This window comes from Streptococcus ilei (genome assembly GCF_000479335.1).
GTDB classification, from domain to species: domain Bacteria; phylum Bacillota; class Bacilli; order Lactobacillales; family Streptococcaceae; genus Streptococcus; species Streptococcus ilei.
In genome coordinates this window covers 580,703-601,680 of record NC_022584.1, presented here as the reverse complement: position 1 = coordinate 601,680, position 20,978 = coordinate 580,703, and the positions used below count along the sequence as shown (strand labels likewise).

Annotated in this window: 19 protein-coding genes; 11 read left to right on the top strand and 8 right to left on the bottom strand. The window is 41.9% G+C overall.

Going from position 1 to position 20,978, the window contains the following annotated elements; genetic code table 11:
- Window positions 1-17 precede the first annotated feature (17 nt).
- The 5 genes from N596_RS02995 to N596_RS02975 all read left to right on the top strand — a co-directional run bounded on the left by N596_RS02995 (window position 18) and on the right by N596_RS02975 (window position 4,407).
- Window positions 18-719, top strand: coding sequence for an MIP/aquaporin family protein (locus N596_RS02995; protein WP_023023547.1), 702 nt, complete (start codon window positions 18-20; stop codon window positions 717-719).
- A gap of 667 nt (window positions 720-1,386) precedes the next feature.
- Window positions 1,387-2,151 (top strand): (S)-acetoin forming diacetyl reductase, encoded by a 765-nt coding sequence (locus tag N596_RS02990; RefSeq protein ID WP_023023545.1) that lies wholly within the window; start codon window positions 1,387-1,389, stop codon window positions 2,149-2,151.
- Between the two features lie 174 nt (window positions 2,152-2,325).
- Window positions 2,326-2,928 carry a hypothetical protein gene (locus N596_RS02985; protein ID WP_023023435.1) on the top strand — a complete coding sequence of 201 codons (603 nt, stop codon included), beginning with the start codon at window positions 2,326-2,328 and terminating at the stop codon, window positions 2,926-2,928.
- Between the two features lie 109 nt (window positions 2,929-3,037).
- Entirely contained in the window at window positions 3,038-3,673 is a 636-nt protein-coding gene (locus tag N596_RS02980; RefSeq protein WP_023023434.1) for a copper homeostasis protein CutC, read from the top strand.
- A 74-nt stretch (window positions 3,674-3,747) separates the two neighbouring features.
- A complete protein-coding gene (locus N596_RS02975; RefSeq protein WP_023023432.1) occupies window positions 3,748-4,407 on the top strand; it encodes an MmcQ/YjbR family DNA-binding protein in 660 nt (219 codons plus the stop codon).
- A gap of 94 nt (window positions 4,408-4,501) precedes the next feature.
- Here N596_RS02975 and N596_RS02970 read toward each other — a convergent pair whose 3' ends face one another.
- The 5 genes from N596_RS02970 to N596_RS02950 all read right to left on the bottom strand — a co-directional run bounded on the left by N596_RS02970 (window position 4,502) and on the right by N596_RS02950 (window position 8,310).
- On the bottom strand, window positions 4,502-4,822 hold the full coding sequence (locus tag N596_RS02970; protein ID WP_023026890.1) for a hypothetical protein: 321 nt from the start codon (window positions 4,820-4,822) through the stop codon (window positions 4,502-4,504).
- Between the two features lie 83 nt (window positions 4,823-4,905).
- A complete protein-coding gene (locus tag N596_RS02965; protein WP_023023430.1) occupies window positions 4,906-5,568 on the bottom strand; it encodes a hypothetical protein in 663 nt (220 codons plus the stop codon).
- A 139-nt stretch (window positions 5,569-5,707) separates the two neighbouring features.
- On the bottom strand, window positions 5,708-6,976 hold the full coding sequence (locus tag N596_RS02960) for an aminotransferase-like domain-containing protein (protein ID WP_023023428.1): 1,269 nt from the start codon (window positions 6,974-6,976) through the stop codon (window positions 5,708-5,710).
- A gap of 240 nt (window positions 6,977-7,216) precedes the next feature.
- Window positions 7,217-7,864, bottom strand: coding sequence for a PAQR family membrane homeostasis protein TrhA (gene trhA / locus N596_RS02955; RefSeq protein WP_023026889.1), 648 nt, complete (start codon window positions 7,862-7,864; stop codon window positions 7,217-7,219).
- Window positions 7,865-7,866: 2 nt separating this feature from the next.
- Window positions 7,867-8,310, bottom strand: a complete 444-nt coding sequence (locus tag N596_RS02950; protein ID WP_042361110.1) for a DUF1836 domain-containing protein — start codon at window positions 8,308-8,310, stop codon at window positions 7,867-7,869.
- Between the two features lie 95 nt (window positions 8,311-8,405).
- On the opposite strand from N596_RS02950, the gene yaaA reads away from it, so the two are divergent.
- The gene (gene yaaA, locus N596_RS02945) at window positions 8,406-9,134 is read left to right on the top strand and encodes a peroxide stress protein YaaA (protein WP_023026887.1); all 729 of its coding nucleotides are present in this window, start codon (window positions 8,406-8,408) and stop codon (window positions 9,132-9,134) included.
- A gap of 116 nt (window positions 9,135-9,250) precedes the next feature.
- Here the strand turns inward: yaaA and N596_RS02940 are convergent, their stop codons facing one another.
- Window positions 9,251-9,697, bottom strand: coding sequence for a MarR family winged helix-turn-helix transcriptional regulator (locus N596_RS02940; RefSeq protein WP_023026886.1), 447 nt, complete (start codon window positions 9,695-9,697; stop codon window positions 9,251-9,253).
- A gap of 299 nt (window positions 9,698-9,996) precedes the next feature.
- On the opposite strand from N596_RS02940, the gene N596_RS02935 reads away from it, so the two are divergent.
- Window positions 9,997-11,175, top strand: a complete 1,179-nt coding sequence (locus N596_RS02935; protein WP_023023419.1) for a pyridoxal phosphate-dependent aminotransferase — start codon at window positions 9,997-9,999, stop codon at window positions 11,173-11,175.
- 193 nt (window positions 11,176-11,368) lie between these two features.
- Here the strand turns inward: N596_RS02935 and N596_RS02930 are convergent, their stop codons facing one another.
- On the bottom strand, window positions 11,369-12,421 hold the full coding sequence (locus N596_RS02930; protein ID WP_023023417.1) for a surface protein PrgC: 1,053 nt from the start codon (window positions 12,419-12,421) through the stop codon (window positions 11,369-11,371).
- A gap of 295 nt (window positions 12,422-12,716) precedes the next feature.
- Here N596_RS02930 and asnS point away from each other — a divergent pair, with 295 nt between their 5' ends.
- The 4 genes from asnS (at window position 12,717) to N596_RS02910 (ending at window position 19,369) form a co-directional block, all read left to right on the top strand.
- A complete protein-coding gene (asnS, locus tag N596_RS02925) occupies window positions 12,717-14,060 on the top strand; it encodes an asparagine--tRNA ligase (protein ID WP_023023415.1) in 1,344 nt (447 codons plus the stop codon).
- A 224-nt stretch (window positions 14,061-14,284) separates the two neighbouring features.
- Window positions 14,285-15,484: an MFS transporter gene (locus tag N596_RS02920; protein WP_023023413.1), complete on the top strand. Its 1,200-nt coding sequence runs from the start codon at window positions 14,285-14,287 to the stop codon at window positions 15,482-15,484.
- A gap of 415 nt (window positions 15,485-15,899) precedes the next feature.
- Window positions 15,900-17,636, top strand: a complete 1,737-nt coding sequence (locus N596_RS02915) for an ABC transporter ATP-binding protein (protein ID WP_023023411.1) — start codon at window positions 15,900-15,902, stop codon at window positions 17,634-17,636.
- Complete coding sequence (locus tag N596_RS02910) at window positions 17,633-19,369, top strand: ABC transporter ATP-binding protein (protein WP_023023409.1); 1,737 nt, start codon at window positions 17,633-17,635, stop codon at window positions 19,367-19,369. Before N596_RS02915 ends, N596_RS02910 begins: the two co-directional genes overlap by 4 nt.
- 243 nt (window positions 19,370-19,612) lie before the next feature.
- Here the strand turns inward: N596_RS02910 and N596_RS02905 are convergent, their stop codons facing one another.
- Window positions 19,613-20,767: an MFS transporter gene (locus N596_RS02905; RefSeq protein WP_023026885.1), complete on the bottom strand. Its 1,155-nt coding sequence runs from the start codon at window positions 20,765-20,767 to the stop codon at window positions 19,613-19,615.
- Between the last annotated feature and the right edge of the window lie 211 nt (window positions 20,768-20,978).

The following is a 20,978-nucleotide window of genomic DNA, read 5'->3' as shown; positions in this document are numbered from 1 at the left end:
ATGGAGAATTAAATCATATGAAAGAATTATTTGGTGAATTTTTAGGAACTTTAATCCTCATTCTTCTGGGAAATGGGGTTGTAGCAGGAGTGGTTCTTCCAAAAACGAAAAGCCACAACTCAGGTTGGATCGTCATTACTCTTGGTTGGGGGATTGCGGTTGCTGTCGCAGCCTTCATCTCTGGTAAGTTAAGTCCGGCCCATTTGAACCCTGCAGTAACAATTGGGATTGCTCTTAATGGTGGCCTAGCTTGGGCATCTGTCATTCCTTATATCCTTGCACAATTTGCCGGAGCCATGGTCGGTCAAGTCCTTGTCTGGTTGCAGTTCAAACCGCATTACTTAGCAGAAGAAAATCCTGGAAATATCCTTGGAACATTCAGTACTGGTCCAGCAATTAAGGACACTACTTCAAACCTCATCAGTGAAATCCTTGGAACCTTTGTCTTGCTACTAACTATCTTTGCGCTTGGTCTTTATGACCTTCAAGCAGGGCTTGGTACTTTTGCTGTTGGTACCTTGATTGCAGGGATTGGTTTGTCTCTCGGTGGAACTACAGGCTCCGCTCTCAACCCAGCTCGTGACCTAGGACCTCGTATCATGCACAGCCTCCTTCCTATTCCTAACAAAGGAGATGGTGACTGGGGTTACGCTTGGATCCCAGTAGTTGGTCCAATCATCGGTGCAGTACTTGCAGTAGCAGTCTTTAAAATGTTTTAAAAAATGAAAGAGGCTGGGACAAAAGTCCTAGCCTCTCAATTGTCTTTGGATTATCGAGCAAGACGCAGTGGTTGAGTGGGCTCTACCACGCTGATTTCATCAGCTTTTACAGCCCTACTCAACTGTGAGGAGGTGGGACGACGAAATCGAATTCTAACGAATTACCGATTTCTGTCCCACTCTCTTTTAAAATACTGTATCAGATAAAGAGAGCTTTGTACGTTCTAACTTAAAACAAGCTATAAGAAATGTAAAACGCAATAAAGAAAATAATGATCGCAATAATGTATTGAACTGGTTTAGGTAGGTTATTCAATTTATCCATGAATTCTTTCATTGTTAGATCTCCTTATTATTTGATTGTCTTATAATTAGTGTAGCATGAAATAAGGCCCAAAACAATAGGCAATAGGAGTGTTTTTGTCAAGATATAAAACCCTTTTCAAAATTATTATAATCAGTTAATCTATTACTAAATAAAGATAAGATAGATTGTAAAATACTTTAGAAAATAACAGGCTAGAGTTTGACACTTTTTTCACAAAGGAGTATACTGTTAGCATAGTTTTGGAAGGAACTTATGATAGATTCACCCAAAACTGACTGTCAACCTTTGCTGTTCTTCTATGAACGTTTGCTGGTATCGGGGATACCAAGGAGGAATCATATGTCTAAAGTAGCTATTGTCACAGGTGCAGGTCAAGGGATCGGTTTTGCGATTGCAAAACGATTGGTACAAGATGGCTTCAAGGTCGGAGTCTTAGACTACAATGCTGAGACAGCAGAAAAAGCAGTAGCTGAGTTATCAGCAGAGAATGCTTTTGCGGTCGTTGCTGATGTCTCCAAACAAGCTGAAGTGGCTGCAGCTTTCCAAAAAGTTGTGGATCATTTCGGAGATTTAAATGTTGTCGTTAACAACGCTGGTGTTGCTCCAACTACACCACTTGATACGATTACAGAAGAACAATTTGAACGCACTTTTGCCATCAACGTTGGTGGTGTCATCTGGGGTGCTCAAGCTGCACAAGCTCAATTCAAGGCGCTTGGCCATGGCGGAAAAATCATCAATGCAACTTCACAAGCAGGTGTTGTAGGTAACCCTAACTTGACTGTCTATGGTGGTACTAAGTTTGCAGTTCGTGGTATCACTCAAACTTTGGCACGTGACTTGGCTGATTCAGGTATTACTGTCAATGCGTATGCACCTGGTATCGTTAAGACTCCAATGATGTATGATATCGCTCATGAAGTTGGTAAGAACGCTGGTAAAGATGACGAATGGGGTATGCAAACTTTCGCTAAAGATATTACCCTTAAACGTTTGTCCGAACCCGAAGATGTCGCTGCAGCGGTTAGCTTCCTTGCTGGTCCTGATTCAAACTACATTACAGGACAAACCATCATCGTGGATGGTGGGATGCAATTCCATTAACATTCAAATAGGGGTTGGGATTTTTTCCACCTCTTTTCTTATGTGCACCTTATTCCTCTCGTTCGCTTTTTTTGAAAAATTAGGGTAGAATAGAAGTCGTATTTTAAAAAGAATAGATCAATAGTGATAGAGGTGAATTCTCTTCTATCCATCAAAACGAAAAGAGGTGACCATATGTGGAAATGGATCAAACGACTCATCGGACTGACCTTCCTCCTAGTTATTGTCTTAGCAGTTTTCTTGATACCAGCAAAGGTTTCGACTCAAGAGCAATTTAAAAATGTAACAGTGAATACTTCGCTGGTAGATCTGGCTCAAGAAGGCTTCTCTACAGCAGACGTGACTGCTTCTGGCCTGCAAACAGAGCTTCAACTGAATTCTCCTCAATTGCGCCAAGTTATTAAATCCATGGCAGGGGAAATGACAGATGAAACTCTCCTCAATACAGCAGTTGCTATGAATGGAGAGTATATCAATGTTCAGGTTCCGATTGAACTGGGACCGGTGGAAACCATGGTGAGCATGGACTTTTCAGCTAGTGTGACGGATCAACAATTGACCTTGAACCTAGAACGGGCCCGTCTTGGACATCTGCCGATTCCACGTAGCTTGGTTGCTTCAAAGATTGCTGAAAAAGTTAACCAAGAGGGCACAGGAGCTACTATGATAGGGAATCAAATCAAATTGACCATGCCGACAAGTGGCTACCGAATCCATTCTGCGAAGGTCGAAAAAGGGAACATGGTATTACAGATTATTGTTCCAATTTCCTATTAAGCATCAACCATTGGTTTCTGATGAGGCTGATGGTTTTTCTAATTGACAAAGAAATGAAAAAAGAGTAAGGTAGAACAAGAAAACGATTTCAAATACAGGGAGATTTAGGATGCCGTTATATGAATTTTGTGCAGAGAACATAACACTGTTAGAGAAGGCTTTTCAAGCAGGAGCGCGTCGTGTAGAATTATGTGATAACTTAGCGGTTGGAGGTACGACTCCAAGCTATGGTGTGATCAAAGAGGCTGTGAAGCTTGCTAAAGATTATCAGGCAAAGGTCATCGTTATGATTCGTCCACGAGGTGGAGATTTTGTATACTCTGAGCAAGAGCTAGACATAATGTTAGAAGACTGGAAAATTGCCCGTGACCTGGGTGTTGATGGTTTAGCTGTTGGGGCTTTGACTGCTGACAATCAGCTGGATAAAGATGCCATGCTTCGTTTCATCGAAGCCAGTCAAGGATTTGAATTGACCATGCATATGGCATTTGACCAGATTCCTTTAGAAGATCAAGCTGCGAGTATCGAGTGGATGAAGAAAGTAGGCGTGACGAGACTATTAACAAGAGCCGGCAGTCCAGAAACAGACTTAGAACAACGGTTGCAACGCTACGAAGAGTATGCCCAGCTTGCAGATCGCCAGTTAGAAATCTTGGCAGGTGGAGGAGTCTCTTTGGAGAATCGTCAGCTTTTCCTTGATGTTCCAGGGGTGGATCAGGTCCATGGAACTCGTGTTGTCTTTTAAAGATATATGAGTTGAGGAAGAAATCTCAGCTCTTTTTTCTTGATTTTTGGTATACTGGAGGAAAGGAGTAGTACGTGTTTTTACCAGATTATTTTGAGAAATACAGTATAGACAATGAAAAAGCTCTAGCTTATGGGTTTTCAAAGCAGGGAGAGAAGTTTCACTATGATCAACAGATCCTGGATGGAGACTTCAAACTTTATGTGACTGTCCAAAGTAAGCAAGTGCATTTTTGGCTAGTGGATCAGGAGACAGGCGACGACTATGTGCAGCTTCATATGGACCAGATGGTTGGTCAATATGTTGGCCAAGTCAGAGAAGCTTGCCAGCAGGCCTTAGAGGATATCAGAAGCTCCTGTTTTGCTGTCAAAGATTTTTTGTATCCTCAGACCAAGCGCTTGGTGGATTGGATCAGCCGGCAATATGACCGTCCTATCGAATACCTCTGGGACCGTTCTCCGGACTCGGGCGTCTTCCGTCATCAAAAGGATCTCAAATGGTTTGGCGTCTTGATGAAGATAGACTGGTCCAAGCTAGATGCGAGGCAGGAAGGGAAGATTGAGGTCTTAAATCTTAAACAGGATCATGTCAGCCAACTCTTAGAAGAACCCCATTTCTATCCGGCTTATCATATGAACAAGAAGTACTGGATCAGCATTCCCTTGGATGGTCGAGTGGAGGATGATCTTCTCTTTGAGCTTGTGGCTAAGAGCTGGGCCCTGACTAAGAAGTAAGGGTTTAACCCAATTGATTTGTGAAAGTGAATAAAACATAAAAAAAGAATGTTGAGGGTCAACATTCTTTTTTTTATTAGAGAATTTCCTGTCCTTATTGCTCTTTGGTCAATGAGAAGTGGAAATCTCTGTAATTGCTATAGTCAAATTCTGTATTGATATCTGTTGTGAAGGCTATCGGAGTATAATGACCTTCCTCAAGGATAAATCCTGGTTTGAAGCGGAAATTTGCTACTCCTAAACCAGTAATACCAGGAAGAAGAGCATCTGCGCCATTAAGACCTTCTGACTCCCAGTAATAGACATTACCAGATGCTTGAATAGCTCTTGCAGTATAGGTGGCTGTGCGGGTTGGTTCACTATCATTTTTAAAGCTAACGACAGTTGTAATATCTCCATTAGCTTCAATAGTCATTTTGATGCTATCCGCCTGAGGGCTAGAAAAAAAAGAATGTTGAGGGTCAACTATTCTTTTTTTTATTAGAGAATTTCCTGTCCTTATTGCTCTTTGGTCAATGAGAAGTGGAAATCTCTGTAATTGCTATAGTCAAATTCTGTATTGATATCTGTTGTGAAGGCTATCGGAGTATAATGACCTTCCTCAAGGATAAATCCTGGTTTGAAGCGGAAATTTGCTACTCCTAAACCAGTAATACCAGGAAGAAGAGCATCTGCGCCATTAAGACCTTCTGACTCCCAGTAATAGACATTACCAGATGCTTGAATAGCTCTTGCAGTATAGGTGGCTGTGCGGGTTGGTTCACTATCATTTTTAAAGCTAACGACAGTTGTAATATCTCCATTAGCTTCAATAGTCATTTTGATGCTATCCGCCTGAGGGCTAGATCCTACCCAAGTGCCGACAAGTGCTGCAGGAACAACTGCTTGATCAGTTGAAGATGTATCTTCTGCCTTGTTCGGTTCAGTTGAAGCTGACGGGTTACTTGCCTGACTTGAAGGAGTAGTATTTTCTTTTGCTTGAGAAGAAGAAACTGTAGCTTTTTTATTTAAGCTAGCTTTTGGTTTTTTCTCAACTTTTGAGCTAGAAGCTTTTTCGGATGAGGAAGTTGTTTTATCTTTTGAGCCACACCCTCCCAAAGCAAGTCCAAGTGATGCAGCCACAAGAGAGGCTGCAGTCCAACGAATCAAAGATCGTTTCATAATATCACCTCTTTATCTTTCTGACTTAGATTATACTCCTATTGTTACAGATGTCAAGTGATTTTTGTAATAAATGTAATATTTTCGTAACATAGTTTTGTATATAAAATTACTCAAGAAATAGAAGGGTGGGATTGAATCATAGATAAGCGATAATTTGGGGTAAAACCTCTTCCAGTTTGTCCTGATTGATACGGGCAAAGGCATAGGGACAGCTTTGAATATAGGCAGATTCGAAGAAGTGGAGAGGGAGACCGCTATGTTTCAGTCGAGCGACCGAAGGGACCTGTCTTAAATCTAGTAAGACTCCTCCAATGACCGGCCATACAGGGACGGATAGGGAATGTTGCTGGAGTAGGGAAGAAGCTTGCTCTTTTTGGATGAATTGCTGTTGGTGCAGAAGCTCTTTGTTTTTTGCAAACATGCCATTATCAATATAGAGGCTCAAGGCCTTCTGCATGACCAAGTTACTTTCGTAGTCGAGTGTACCCTTGAGTTTTAAGACAGGGGCAAGAAGAGCTTGGGGCAGGACCATAGAAGTGATGCGGAGGGCAGAAAAGAGGCTGGTAGAAAAGGACTTGATGTAGATGACCCGGTCAGATGCATCCAGATAATGAAAGCTAGGAGAAAAATGTGGATCATAATCTCCCAAGTAATCGTCCTCGACAATATAGACATCATAGAGTTCTGCTAAGGCCAAAATCTGTTCCTTCTCTTGTTTGCTATAACTATGTCCCAGAGGATAATGGTAGCGGGGAATGGTATAGAAAAATTTGATCCTGCCACTTTTGAAAATGGCTTCCAGTTGGTCAAAGTCAATTCCTTGAGGCAAGCGATTGATGCTTTGATAAGGTAAGTCTTGCTCCTGAATTAATTTATTGATGCGGTAATAGGTTGGTTGCTCTACTAGGATTTCTTCTTTTTGGTTTGGGAAGGCGACCTGGCTTAGGAGGTAGAGGGCTTGCTGGGTTCCTGAGGTGATAACGATTTGTTGCTCCTGGGTATAAATCGCATCTTCTCGCAGGAGAGAAGCAATAGATTGACGGAGATCGACAAGACCTTCTTGTTTTTCATAGTAGTTGAAGAGGTAATTATCACGACCGACAAGGGTTTCGTTGATACAAGTCCGAAAGTCTTCAAAGGCCTGGAAGCGATCTTCCTTGAGGCGAAGAGGCAGGTCGGTATGCTTTCCAGTCTCTTCCTCCAGGACATAATAGCCGCTTTGGGGCTTAGCATAGATATAGTTCTTGTAGCTGAGCTCGAGCAGGGCCCGTTGGACGGTATCCTTACTGCAGGCATACTGACTGGCTAGTTGGCGAACGGAAGGCAGGCGGTCTCCAGTTTTTAGGATCCCCTGGTCAATCTGGTTTTTCAATGTAGTAAAAATCTTTTGGTATTTGGTTGTCATAACTGTCCCCGTACAATTTTTCTTTATTGTAGTCAATTGGGTGTAAAAAAGCAACTAAAAGAGAGCGGGACAGAAATCGGTAATTCGTTAGAATTCGATTTCGTTGTCCCACCTCCGCACAGTTCAGTAGGGCTGTATAAGCCGATGAAATCAGCGTAGTAGAGCCCACTCAACCACTGCGTCTTGCTCGACAATCCAAAGAAAATTGAGAGGCTAGGACTTTTGTCCCAGCCTCGTGTCTTACATGACGTACACAATCGCGATATATTGCAGTGCAGAAGCAGCTAGAATGAAGAGATGCCAAATCATATGGAAATAAGGTTTCTTTTTGGCGTAAAATCCAGCTCCAACTGTGTAGCATAGGCCACCCATCAGCATTAAGCCCCAGAAAGTTGGGCTTGTTTGGCTGATGATCTGAGGGATGATGAAAATCACCAACCAACCCATAATCAAATAGAGGGCCAGGCTGAATTTTTCATTCACCTTCTTAGCAAAAATCTTGTAGAGTATCCCAAAGATAGTCGTCCCCCATTGAATCAGGATAATGGCATAGCCGAACCAGTTGTTCATGAGAGAAAGAACGACGGGTGTATAGCTACCTGCAATGGCAATATAAATCATGGAGTGATCGATAATGCGAAGGACATACTTTTGAGGTGAGTCATAGGCCATGGCATGGTAAATTGTCGATGAGAGAAACATGAGAAAGAGACTGATGACAAAAATCGAGGTCCCGACAGCTGCTAAAGTCCCATGTGTTTCATAACTATAGATAGCAGAAGTTGGAATGAGAAAGAGCATCAAAACAGCCCCGACTGCATGGGTGACACTATTTGCGATTTCTTCTCCAAAGGATAATCGTTTACTTAATTTACTAGCATAATTCACTTTTATTTTTCCTCCTCAGAATGAACATGGATATAGGATAGGGTTTCTTGGTAGAGCAAAACGGTACGACAGGCAGATCCGATAATGGGTGCTAAAGGTTCTTTCTCTTCATGGAGAAAGTCCACAAAACTATTGTAGAGGTCTGCGGAGTTGGCTTGACTCTGCAAGAGGTTCAAGGTAGCCGCGATCTCTTGAATCGAAAAAACCGTCTTTAAGGTTGTAATAGCAATGAGACGGGCAACCTGCTGTCGCTTGTATTTCTTCTTATCTGGTTTTGGCAGGTAGCCGTGTTTAACGTAATTATTGACCATGGAAGCCGTTAAGCCCTTGTCTGTTTCTGAGATAAAAGGCGCACACACCTTATTGACATAGAGGAGGACTTGGTCCAAATAAAGATCAATATCAGGAATTTCTTCCCACTTGGGATAACTGTAGTTGAATAAAATAGTTATTACCTCTTTGTTATCTAGTTTTAATAACTAGATGATAACATGATGGTAATTTTATGTCAAGCGAAAATGAAATATGGTACAATAAATCTATGAAACTATTAATTCCAACTGCAAAAGAAATGAATCTGGATACCCCAGAAAAAACGGGTTATCCTGTATCAAATGAGACACAAGCGGTCATCGATGCCTTAGCTTCATTATCTCTAGAAGAGTTAGCCTCACTTTATAAGATTACTGAAGAGCGGGCAAGTGAAGAAGAGCAACGAATCCGAGCGCTCAAGTCGGGTACAGCTAAGACCTATCCAGCTTTGAATCTCTTCGACGGTCTCATGTACCGGAATATCCGCCGTACGGACTGGACGGAAGCAGAAGCGGCTTATGTGCAAGACCATCTCTTGATCACCTCAGCTCTTTATGGGGTGATTCCGGCCCTTACTCCGATTGCTCCCCATCGTTTGGACTTTCTCATGAAGCTTAAGGTCCAGGGGAAATCCTTAAAGACTTTTTGGAAGGCTAGCTATGATCAAGCTCTTCAGGAGGAAGATCTAATTATTTCTTTGCTTTCCAGTGAGTTTGAAACCGTCTTTTCTAAGGAGATTCAAGATCGGATGGTGACTTTTAAATTCCTTGAAGAGAAGAATGGGCTGTTGAAGGTTCACTCAACCATTTCAAAGAAAGCGCGTGGGGCTTTTGTGACAGCTTTATTAGAGAAGCAGATTACAAAGGTAGAAGAGATGAAGCAGCTAACCTTTAGTGGCTTTGCATACCAGTCTGACTTATCAACTGAAAAACAATTAGTCTTTGTGAAATATGAGTAAAATAGAAGGTACTAGTCAACAGAGACTAGTACTTTTTTTCAAGAATCAAAAAACGTGTTCATAGCTGGCAACTGTAGTTAGTTGGCTATGAACACGACTAATTGAATGGTTAGAATTTAGTGGGAGCCCTTTAATTTTTTCAGAAGAGTTTGAAGTTGTTTTTGCTCTTCTTCGCTAAAGACACCCATGACTTTTTGAACATTACGTATATGATCAGGAAGAACTTCGATAATTTTTTTACGGCCCTTTTCTGTCAAAGAAACGATACAAGCACGACGGTCATCTGGATCGATTTCGCGCTTGATCCATCCATCACGCACCATGTTTCGAATCACGACGGTCATATTTCCAGAGGTCGCTAAAATACTGTCAATCAGGTTCTGGATACGGAGATCCCCCTTACTGTACAAGGTTTCCAAAACGGAAAACTGAGTAGGGGTCAACTGATGATCCTTAAAGACATGAGACTCTGCTGCACGAAAAGTCCGTTCCGCCTTGTGAAAGACAATCATGGTTTTTAATTCTGTTTGGGCTTCTTCAAATAGTTTTTCTAAATTCTTCATACTATCATTTTAGCAATAAATAGTATTAGACGCTATTAAGCCTTAATATCAAATAGATTACAGGCGGGTGACAAGATAATGGATTTATCAACAGAAGAAAAAATGACTGTTAACTTTAGTGTCAAATTATTTTTTTGTCGAATAGTAAGGAGTAGTAAAGTTTCTTTGAATCCTTAGTAAAATCTTGCTCCAAGTCTAATCTATGGTGTATAATATAGGTATTGTAGACAGTTTCTGGTTGAATCTAAGTCTAAGTCGGATAGATCCGATACGGGTCCCAGGTAGAAAGTAGGTAAGGTATGAAAATTTCAGATCGTGTTTTAAAAATGGAGGAAAGTGTCACTCTAGCAAGTGACGCCAAAGCGAAAAAACTAAAGGCAGAAGGGAAAGATGTCCTCTCCCTAACCTTGGGCCAGCCTGACTTTCACACTCCTGAGAACATTCAAGATGCTGCAGTCGAAGCCATTCGAGATGGGCGTGCTTCCTTTTATACGGTTGCTTCTGGTTTACCTGCATTAAAGGCTGCTGTCAATACCTATTTCGAACGCTACTATGGTTACTCAGTATCACCAAACCAAGTTACCTTCGCGACAGGTGCTAAGTTCTCTCTCTATACTTTCTTTATGGCTGTGGTCGATCCTGGCGATGAAGTGCTCATTCCGACCCCTTATTGGGTTAGTTACGGGGACCAAGTTCTTATGGCAGAAGGTGTTCCTGTTTATGTGAAAGGAACTCAAGCCAATAACTTTAAAGTTACAGTGGAGCAATTAGAAGAGGCTCGAACAGAAAAGACTAAGGTCTTGGTTTTGAACTCACCATCTAATCCGACTGGAATGATTTATAGCAAAGAAGAACTCTTAGCGATTGGAAATTGGGCTGTAGAGCATGATATTCTTATCCTTGCAGATGATATCTATGGTCGCCTGGTTTATAACGGGAATGAGTTCGTTCCAATCTCAAGCTTATCCGAAGCTATCCGCAAACAAACGATTGTGATTAATGGAGTTTCTAAAGCCTATGCCATGACTGGTTGGCGGGTTGGCTATGCGGTTGGTGATCCAGAAATCATCGCAGCCATGAGTAAATTGACTGGTCAGACAACTTCGAACCTGACAGCTGTTTCACAGTACGCAACAATCGAAGCTCTAACTGGTCCGCAAGACTCTGTAGAAGTCATGCGTCAAGCCTTTGAGGAGCGCTTGAATACTATATATCCTCTCCTGTGTGAAGTTCCTGGCTTTGATGTGATCAAGCCCCAGGGAGCCTTCTATCTCTTCCCTAATGTCACAAAAGCCATGGAGATGAAGGGCTATTCAGATGTGACAGAGTTTGCAACTGCCATTCTGGAAGAAGTGGGAGTAGCGCTTATTACAGGAGCTGGATTTGGAGCTCCAGAGAATGTCCGTCTTAGCTATGCTACTGACCTAGAGACCCTAAAAGAAGCTGTACGTCGCTTGCATCAATTTATGGAAAATTAAAAGAAAAGAGGCTGGGACAAAAGTCCTAGCCTCTCAATTGTCTTTGGATTGTCGAGCAAGACGCAGTGGTTGAGTGGGCTCTATTACGCTGATTTCACAGCTTTTACAGCCCTACTCAACTGTGCGGAGGTGGGACGACGAAATCGAATTCTAACGAATTACCGATTTCTGTCCCACTCTCTTCTTTATTGACTTATAAGTAATCAACAGAAAGAATTGTGCTTCCTTTTTTCACAGCTACACGGGTCTTAGCCCCATTGTTCCCTTTTGGAAGGCGGAATTTTTTCACTTCTGGACTAGCTGGTTTGCTTTGAACTTTTTTACCAACTGGAACCCGCGTTTTGACTCCATTATTTCCTTTTGGAAGACGCAGTTTTTGAACAGGTTTTTCTGGAACAGAAGGTGTTGATGGTTTCTCAACAACTGGTGTGGTAACTTCTTTATAGAAATAGGTCACAGTCACCAAGTTAGAAACATGAAGTTTGTGGGAGGTCAATTCTTCTTTGTTAGCAGATTGGTATACATATGTTTTTCCATTAGCTTGGATCTGAGCGGGTGCTGTTGGAAGACCAGCTTCATAAGCCAGATCAAGGCTGCGCTCGACGCTGTTTTCTTGGGAAGGCGCAATTTCTTGTCCCTTTTCGTCTACAAAACGAGCACGTTTTACAACTTCCGGATTCAAATCAATATCGTCATAGAGATGAATGACTTCAATGACTGGTGCTGTAGCAGTCCCTTTTTCAGGAGCGCTATTGTAATGGAAACCATCTTTGATGCCAAGATCAGAATATCTCACTCGGTACCATGTTTTTCCGTTTTCGTCTGTAACTGTTGCTGGACCATTCCCAGAGACGTCATATTCAGTAAAAGCATGGGCTTCAACTGTTTTGTAGACGACATCTGTTGAAGTAGCGACTGGATAATAGTCTGGTTTCAGAGTCCGACGACGATGGATGACACGAATTTCAGAGATTCGTGGATCAACTGGAGTCTCAGCAGGAGCTGGGGTTGATTCCTCAGCCGTCAGGCTAGCTGTTTCTTCGCTCGGAAGTGGGGATATTGTTTCATTGGTAATTGCAGTAGCTGAACTCTCTGAAATGACTGAAACAGGAGCAACCGTATCTTGTCGTTCAGAGATAGGAGCAGTGACAGGGGCTGTCTGCTCATCAGCAAAAGTGGTTGTTGCGAGACTGAGGGCTAAAACAGCTGCACACAATCCCGTGGTGAGTTGAATTTTCTTTTTCATATTTTCCTCCTTATACATACTGATAGTATAACTTGCAAGCTTTTTACTTGTCAAAAATGACTGCTATTGAGACTTAAAATGACAGGATTTTCCTTTGAAAAATCAAAATATAGGATAAAATATTTAAATCGGTTCAAGAATTTGAAAAAGTTGATTTATTTTTTTATTAAAAGTCAGTTTTCGTAAAAAAAGCCGGATTTTTAGATTGTGAGAGATAGCTATCGGCTCTTATTTGTGGTAAAATGAAAGGTGATCATGTCTTCGGACAAGTTTAACGAGAAAAGGAAGATGTATTATGACAAAACGGATTACCATCATCGAAGTAAAAGACTATGTCGGTCAAGAAGTGACTATCGGTGCTTGGGTTGCTAACAAATCAGGAAAAGGGAAAATTGCTTTCTTGCAATTGCGTGACGGGACTGCCTTCTTCCAAGGTGTAGCTTTCAAACCAAACTTTATCGAAAAATTCGGTGAAGAAGTAGGTCTTGAAAAATTTGATACCATCAAACGCTTGAGCCAAGAAACGTCTGTCTTTGTGACTGGGATTGTCAAAGAAGATGAGCGGTCAAAATTTGGTTATGAGTTGGATATTACAGACATTGAAGTCATCGGTGAATCTCAAGATTATCCAATCACTCCAAAAGAACACGGTACAGACTTCTTGATGGATAACCGCCATTTGTGGTTGCGTTCACGCAAACAAGTAGCAGTGATGCAAATTCGTAACGCAATCATTTATGCAACTTATGAGTTCTTTGACAAGAATGGCTTCATGAAATTTGATAGCCCAATCCTTTCAGGAAATGCTGCAGAAGATTCTACAGAACTTTTTGAAACAGACTACTTTGGAACACCAGCTTACTTGAGCCAATCAGGACAGCTTTATCTTGAAGCTGGGGCTATGGCTCTTGGTCGTGTCTTTGACTTTGGTCCAGTATTCCGTGCGGAGAAATCAAAAACTCGTCGTCACTTGACTGAATTCTGGATGATGGATGCGGAGTACTCATACTTGACACACGACGAGTCACTTGACTTGCAAGAAGCTTATGTTAAAGCGTTGCTTCAAGGTGTTCTAGATCGTGCTCTTCAAGCCTTGGAAACCTTGGAACGTGATACAGAGCTCTTGAAACGCTACATTGCAGAGCCATTCAAACGCATTACTTACGATGAAGCCATTGATCTCTTGCAAGAACATGAAAATGATGAAGACGCTGACTATGAACATCTAGAGCATGGAGATGATTTCGGTTCACCACACGAAACTTGGATTTCAAATCACTTTGGTGTACCAACCTTTGTGATTAACTACCCAGCAGACATCAAGGCCTTCTACATGAAACCAGTTCCTGGGAACCCAGATCGCGTGCTTTGTGCAGATTTGCTTGCACCAGAAGGTTACGGAGAAATCATCGGTGGTTCCATGCGTGAGGAAGACTACGATGCCCTTGTCGCTAAGATGGAATCACTTGGTATGGATCTTACAGAGTATGAATTCTACCTTGACCTTCGTAAATACGGTACAGTCCCACACGGTGGATTTGGTATCGGTATCGAGCGTATGGTAACCTTCGCAGCTGGAACTAAACACATCCGTGAAGCCATTCCATTCCCACGTATGTTGCACCGTATCAAACCTTAATAGCCATAAAAACGCCGTCTGGCGTTTTTATACTCTTCGAAAATAAAATTCAAACTACGTCAGCTTCACCTTGCCGTACTCAAGTACAGCCTGCGGCTAGCTTCCTAGTTTGCTCTTTGATTTTCATTGAGTATTACTTTAAATGAAAGAGGTGGAGAAAATGTAGGCAACTCTCAGTAAGTCTTTTAGAAACAGTCATACTACATATGGAAAGAGAGAAAACAATGTTTAAAAGAACTTACAAAGGCAATATTCCACTCCTAGCAGGTCTGGAATTCACATCTTATTTTGGGATTACCAGTTTTTGGATTTTATTTTTTATCCAAAATGGTCTATCCTTGCTTCAAATCGGTTTACTAGAAAGTATCTTTCATGGGACCAGTCTCTTGTGTGAAATCCCCTCTGGTATGTTGGCCGATCGATTTAGTTACAAAACCAATCTCTATTTGGCTCGCTTGGCTAGTATTGTGTCCTCTATCTTGATTTTGTTTGGTCAGGGGAGTTTTTGGATTTATGCGATTGCCATGATGGTTAATGCTTTGTCCTACAATTTTGATTCGGGGACTAGTACGGCTTTCTTATATGATTCGGCGGTTGAAGCGGGTCAAAAGGACCGATATCTTCAGATTTCTAGCTTTTTGTCTGGTGTGGCAGAAGTCACCCGAACCTTAGGTACAGTTGTGGCAGGCTTCTTTATTCACGGAGCATTGGCTTGGACCTATCTGATTGCTATTGTCCTTTCATTGCTATCCATTCTCTTGATTTTTCTAATGAAAGAGCCAGAGAGCAAGAGTGGTGAAAGAAATCACTTGACCATAAAGCGTATATTGGTGGTAGTCAAACAAGAGTGGCAGGAAAAACCAGTCTTGTTTTACTGGATGTTCACCTATCAGCTGGTAGGAACCATCATGTGTATGTTTTATTTTTACTACCAACAGAAAATCAGTGACCTAGTCAGTTGGCAAGTTTCGCTCATCATGTTGATTGGTAGTGGCTTCAATCTTCTAGCGGTTTATCTAGCTAGTCAAATTGGGAAGAAATGGAATAGCAATCAAGTCTTTCCAATTCTGGTTGCACTGACAGGTTTGTCCTTGCTTTTGGTAGGCTTGAAGACTCCATTCGCCTATCTAAGTGTCTATCTCTTGACCAATGCCCTTTATGCAGTGTATCAACCCATTTACTACAATGATTTACAAGCTTATTTGCCTTCTAGTGTACGAGCAACCATGCTTAGTATCAATTCGATGATGTTTAGTCTATCCATGATTGTTATCTTCCCACTGACTGGTTGGTTTATCGATACTTGTGGATTTGTAGCTGTTTTTCTTGGGCTAGGACTTATAACACTTATCACTTTCCCTCTCTTACTGATGGGACTAGGAAAAATGGGCAATATTTTAAATAAGGGGACAAAGATGGAATAATATTCCTAACCTTCATTTGTCTAAACAAGATTAAATGGGACAAGAACTAAACGAATTTTCTATGTGTTTAGAAGAATAAGATTGAAGACAAAGTCATCTTAGAAACTTTCCTTAGGCGAGAACGGACGTCAGCGAACTTCTATGAAGTTCCATGACTAATTATTGAGCCTGAGGTCTCAATAATTCCGAGTGCTAGAAACAATATTGTTTCTAGCACTTTTCTCACGGCGGAAAGTTTCAGTAGATGACTGAATAACCCTAACCAATAAAGTTATTTATCTTTATTGAAGTTTATAGATTTTTATAAATGAGCACTTGTCTACGTTTACACTCTCTCTGCTTTGCAGGGAGATTTTTTTTATCTTTAAAAATTATGGTAAAATAAGTTAATCCTATAGAAAGACAAACGAGTAGTATGAAAGACTTATTGAAATACTTCAGGAATTATAAAAAAGAAACCATACTGGGACCGTTTTTCAAGTTGTTGGAAGCAATCTTTGAATTACTGGTTCCACTTTTAATTGCTCATCTTGTCGATCAGCTGATTCCTCGTCAAGACCAAGCTGGAATGCTTGGGGTGGTTGGTCTTTTATTTATTTTTGCTGGTTTTGGCGTTCTCGTAGCGATAACAGCCCAATATTATTCATCGAAGGCAGCCGTTGGTTATACTAAGGAATTGACCAATGATTTGTATGAGAAAATTCTCAGCTTGTCTAAGGAGCAGAGGGATCGCCTAACCACCTCAAGCCTCGTGACGCGACTAACCAGTGATACCTATCAAATTCAAACAGGGATTAATCTATTTTTACGTCTATTTCTCCGAGCGCCGATTGTCGTTTTTGGCTCTATTTTTATGGCTTTTACCATTAGTCCACAACTGACCTTGTGGTTTATTGGAATGGTTGCCCTATTGACCCTGATCATTGTCGTTATGTCGCGTGTGGTTAATCCTCTTTATGGACGCATCAGGAAGATAACGGATCGAATGGTTACAATCACGCGTCAGCAGTTACAAGGAATGAGGGTTATCCGCGCTTTTGGACAGGCAGCTCATGAAGAAGCAGAGTTTAATGAGGTCAACCAAGACTATACCAACTGGCAATTAATAGTATCCAAGTGGTCTAGTTTGATTAGTCCTCTAACCTTCTTAGTCGTGAATGGAACCTTGATTTGTATTCTTTGGCAGGGACAAGCCTCCATTCAAATGGGGACACTCAGTCAAGGAATGTTGGTAGCCTTGGTCAATTATCTGCTTCAAATTTTAACGGAATTACTAAAGTTAGCCATGTTGGTGACCTCACTCAACCAAAGCTATATCGCTGCTGGGCGGATTGTCCAAGTCTTTGATGAGAAAAGTGAAGATCTGGATCAAGAGTTGGATGAGGTAGCTGCTTCAAATCCTCAACTGGCTCTCGAGATCCAAGATTTAATCTTTACCTATCCTTTAGCGGCAAAACCGTCCTTAGAAGGTATTCATTTATCATTAAAAAAGGGACAAACCTTGGGGATCACTGGGGGGACAGGGTCTGGGAAATCTACCCTGGTTCAATTGCTAGGACATCTTTATGACCCGAGTCAAGGAAGTCTAACCATTTTTAAAGATGGACAGAGCCCAAAGACTCTTGGTCAGTGGCGTGACTGGGTGGCAGTGGTTCCTCAAAATGCAGAGCTTTTTAAAGGTAGCATTCGTTCGAACCTAACACTGGGATTAACTAAAGAACCAAGTGAGGAGCAGTTGTGGTGGGCCTTGGAAGTTGCGCAAGCAGCTGATTTTGTCCGTGAGAAAGAAGGAGGACTAGAGGCTCCCGTAGAAGCTTTTGGAAGGAATTTTTCCGGTGGTCAACGGCAACGTCTGACCATTGCTCGTGCTGTCCTTCGTCAAGCTCCATTTTTAGTGTTAGATGATTCCACTTCAGCTTTGGACTATTTGACAGAAGCACGACTTTTACAGGCTCTAAAAGAGGAGTTGTCGAAGACAAGTCTCATCCTCATCTCGCAGCGGACCAATAGTCTCCGTAGTGCTGAGAAAATTCTCGTCTTAGACAAAGGTAAACAGGTCGGCTTAGGCAGTCATGAAGACCTGGTGTCAACGAATCCTTTATACCAAGAGATTCATTTCTCCCAACAGAAGAGAGAGGAGGGGACAGAATGAAACAGAAGACTTATTTACGGCGCTTACTTGCGGATATAGCCAGACAGCCCATTTGGCTTATCTTGGCCAGTCTAGGAACCATTTTACAAGTCTTGTTAACTGTCTATATCCCCATTCTGATTGGTCGAGCAGTGGACATAGTGGTGCTCCCTGATGCTAGTCATCTCTTGTTGCCGCTTATCCTTCAAATGGGTCTAGTGATCCTCTTTGCAAGTCTCATTCAATGGTTTAATCCCTTGGTTTACAATCAGATGATCTATCGCTACAGTAAAGACTTAAGGGAGAAGGTTATCCAGAAAGTCCATGTCCTTCCTTTATCTTACCTGGATCGTCAAGGTACTGGGGATTTGGTCAGTCGCTTGACCACTGATGTTGAACAACTCAATAATGGTTTATTGATGGTCTTTAATCAGTTCTTTGTTGGTCTTTTAACCATCCTAGTGACCATCGCTAGTATGGCCCGATTGGATTGGATGATGATGGGAATGGTTTTGATCCTGACTCCTTTATCACTCTTTATCGCTCGTTTTATTGCCAAGCGTTCCTACCATCTCTTTCGGATGCAGACCCAGGCGCGTGGTGCTCAGACACAGATGATTGAAGAATCTCTCAGTCAAGAAAGCTTGCTTCAAGCCTTCAATGCCCAAAACCAGTTTAAAGACAAGTTTATTGAAATCAATGGCGACTATGCTGGTTATTCTCAAGAGGCGATTTTTTATTCCTCTACCGTTAATCCTGCGACACGCTTTGTTAATGCCCTGATCTATGCCCTTGTGACGGGATTTGGTGCCTTCCGTATCCTATCGGGTACTGGCTTCACTGTTGGCCAGTTGGTGACCTTCCTCAACTATGTCAATCAGTACACCAAACCCTTTAATGACATCTCCTCTGTCCTTGCTGAATTGCAAAGCGCCTTAGCTTGTGCGGAACGTCTCTATAGCGTCTTGGACCAAGAGGAAGTGAAAGAAAGTGGAAAGAAAGACTTGCAAGAAGAGGCTGTCGAAGGAGCTGTCCAATTTGATCATGTCAGCTTTGGGTATCGATCTGACCAGCCCCTCATAAAGGATCTCTCCATTTCCATCCCGCCGGCTAGTAAGGTAGCCATTGTTGGGCCAACAGGTGCTGGGAAATCAACCATGATTAATCTTCTCATGCGATTTTATGATGTAGATCAGGGTCGCTTGCTCCTAGACCAAGAAGCCGTGGATACCTATAGCCTAGCAAGCTACCGCAAGCAGTTTGGAATGGTCCTACAAGAGACTTGGCTCAAAGTGGGAACGGTTCATGAGAATATCGCATTTGGTCGACAAGATGCTAGTCGGGAAGACGTGATTCAAGCAGCTAAGGCTGCCAATGCTGATTTCTTTATTCAACAGCTTCCAGATGGCTATGATACCTATCTAGCTGATGCGGGAGATTCCTTATCTCAAGGACAAAGACAGCTTCTGACCATTGCTCGGGTCTTTCTTTCAGTGCCTAAGATTTTGATATTAGATGAGGCAACGTCTTCCATTGATACGCGGACGGAGTTGCTCATCCAGGATGCTTTTAATAAGCTGATGGTGGGTCGGACCAGCTTTGTGATCGCTCATCGCCTGTCTACAATTGAGAATGCAGACCTGATTCTTGTCATGGTAGATGGAAATATCGTTGAACATGGGGATCATTCTGAGTTGATGGCACAAAAAGGTGTTTATTACAAAATGCAAACTGCCCAACTTTCGAATCAGTAAGACAGAAAAGAGAGTGGGACAGAAATCGGTCATTCGTTAGAATTCGATTTCGTCGTCCCACCTCCGCACAGCTTCAACAGTCTGGGAGACTGTTGAAGGTTGCAGATAAAGGAAACTTTGTTTCCCTCATTAGGTCATATTTGGAGCTTAAAAAGCGAACAAAGAGCCCAGTCAACCACTGCGTCTTGCTCGACAATCCAAAGACAATTGAGAGGCTAGGACTTTTGTCCCAGCCTCTTTTGTTTATTCATGATGATCTTTTAAAAGATAGAGAAGAGAGAAGGCTAGGAGAGCCATAGCAATACCTAACACGGTAAAGATGAAAGCGTTGCTGTCGGAGATGAGACCAATGGTATTGAGGGCGAAAGGTGTAATAGCCGCTCCGAAGCTACATCCTAAGACGGCTACTGAGGTCACCTGGTTTAATCGTCTAGCAGGAATCTTGGCTGACAAGATTTGGAAAACCATGGTGAGAGCAGTGCTATACGTATAGCCAGAGAAGAGGGCGGATAGAGCAAGAAGAGGGATACTTGGTGAAAGGGCTACAGCCATCATGGAGAATCCATAAGCAATCCCAGCATAAGTGATCAATTTGCTCTTAAACAAATGAACGAGCCCAGAGAAGGTGAGACCAGCTAGAATTCCAATCAATTGCATAGCACTTAGAATAAAGCTGGCTGATTTGTGCTGATCCTTGAAAGTGTAAGCGACAATGCTTGGGATACGAAGAGTTATTCCAACATTACATAAGACAATCACGGCAGCCACAATAGCCAAGATAATGGTTAATTTCCATTCTTCTTTTTGGAGTGGTTCTTTATGTTTGGCTTGTGTATGCTGGCTTTCTTCTTGTTGGTGGTAAGGGACAAAGGCCATGAAGAGAAACAGAACGATTAATCCAGCTCCGTAGGCTAAAAAGCTAGAAGTCCAGCCGAATTGAAGGAGGAAGCCGACCAATAAAGTGACCAGGGCTGTCCCTACGACTTCAGCAGAACCACGAAATCCGAGAGTTTGGATCCGTTCACGTCCCTGGTAGCGTTCGCTGATAATAGATATAGCTTTAGCGTTGATCAAACCGACCCCCATCCCAAAAATGAAACGAGAAATGAAAAGAACAGGATAGGCTTGGTTAAAGAAAGGGACCATACCAAATAGTGAGAGTATGAAGAGTCCTGTAATAATCATCTTCCTCTCATCCAAGTAGCGTTCGATAATGGTATTTAGGAAGAGGGTGACCATAATCCCTGCGGATGGAAGAGATACCAAGAGTTCGATTTGACTTTTGGGGAGATCCTTATAGTATTCGAACATATAAGGAAGAGCGCTAGAAATCGAAAAAGATGTTGTTAATACAAGAGATAAAGAAAGGATACTAACCTTTTCTAATAATTTTTTCATAATCATCCTTCAGTCACATATTTGGTCAAAAGACACTCTACTATGGTATAGTTTTTTGCTTCATTTAGCAAGTTATTTAAATGAAATTTCTTAATATTTTTTATATTTTGAAGAAGAAAAAACTGGAGCTTTAACTCCAGTTTTAAATTGCAGAAAATGTATTCCTAGAAACTTTCCTAAGGTGAGTACGGACGTCAGCGAACTTCAAAGA

What these genes read in the sequence shown, in the direction of transcription:
- N596_RS02985 (WP_023023435.1), top strand. Translation starts at nt 2,326, where the DNA reads ATGTGGAAATGGATCAAACGACTCATCGGACTGACCTTCCTCCTAGTT.
- N596_RS02990 (WP_023023545.1), top strand. Translation starts at nt 1,387, where the DNA reads ATGTCTAAAGTAGCTATTGTCACAGGTGCAGGTCAAGGGATCGGTTTT.
- N596_RS02935 (WP_023023419.1), top strand. Translation starts at nt 9,997, where the DNA reads ATGAAAATTTCAGATCGTGTTTTAAAAATGGAGGAAAGTGTCACTCTA.
- N596_RS02920 (WP_023023413.1), top strand. Translation starts at nt 14,285, where the DNA reads ATGTTTAAAAGAACTTACAAAGGCAATATTCCACTCCTAGCAGGTCTG.
- N596_RS02930 (WP_023023417.1), bottom strand. Translation starts at nt 12,421, where the DNA reads ATGAAAAAGAAAATTCAACTCACCACGGGATTGTGTGCAGCTGTTTTA.
- N596_RS02995 (WP_023023547.1), top strand. Translation starts at nt 18, where the DNA reads ATGAAAGAATTATTTGGTGAATTTTTAGGAACTTTAATCCTCATTCTT.
- N596_RS02965 (WP_023023430.1), bottom strand. Translation starts at nt 5,568, where the DNA reads ATGAAACGATCTTTGATTCGTTGGACTGCAGCCTCTCTTGTGGCTGCA.
- N596_RS02940 (WP_023026886.1), bottom strand. Translation starts at nt 9,697, where the DNA reads ATGAAGAATTTAGAAAAACTATTTGAAGAAGCCCAAACAGAATTAAAA.
- N596_RS02960 (WP_023023428.1), bottom strand. Translation starts at nt 6,976, where the DNA reads ATGACAACCAAATACCAAAAGATTTTTACTACATTGAAAAACCAGATT.
- N596_RS02915 (WP_023023411.1), top strand. Translation starts at nt 15,900, where the DNA reads ATGAAAGACTTATTGAAATACTTCAGGAATTATAAAAAAGAAACCATA.
- asnS (WP_023023415.1), top strand. Translation starts at nt 12,717, where the DNA reads ATGACAAAACGGATTACCATCATCGAAGTAAAAGACTATGTCGGTCAA.
- N596_RS02980 (WP_023023434.1), top strand. Translation starts at nt 3,038, where the DNA reads ATGCCGTTATATGAATTTTGTGCAGAGAACATAACACTGTTAGAGAAG.
- N596_RS02905 (WP_023026885.1), bottom strand. Translation starts at nt 20,767, where the DNA reads ATGAAAAAATTATTAGAAAAGGTTAGTATCCTTTCTTTATCTCTTGTA.
- N596_RS02910 (WP_023023409.1), top strand. Translation starts at nt 17,633, where the DNA reads ATGAAACAGAAGACTTATTTACGGCGCTTACTTGCGGATATAGCCAGA.
- yaaA (WP_023026887.1), top strand. Translation starts at nt 8,406, where the DNA reads ATGAAACTATTAATTCCAACTGCAAAAGAAATGAATCTGGATACCCCA.
- N596_RS02970 (WP_023026890.1), bottom strand. Translation starts at nt 4,822, where the DNA reads ATGACTATTGAAGCTAATGGAGATATTACAACTGTCGTTAGCTTTAAA.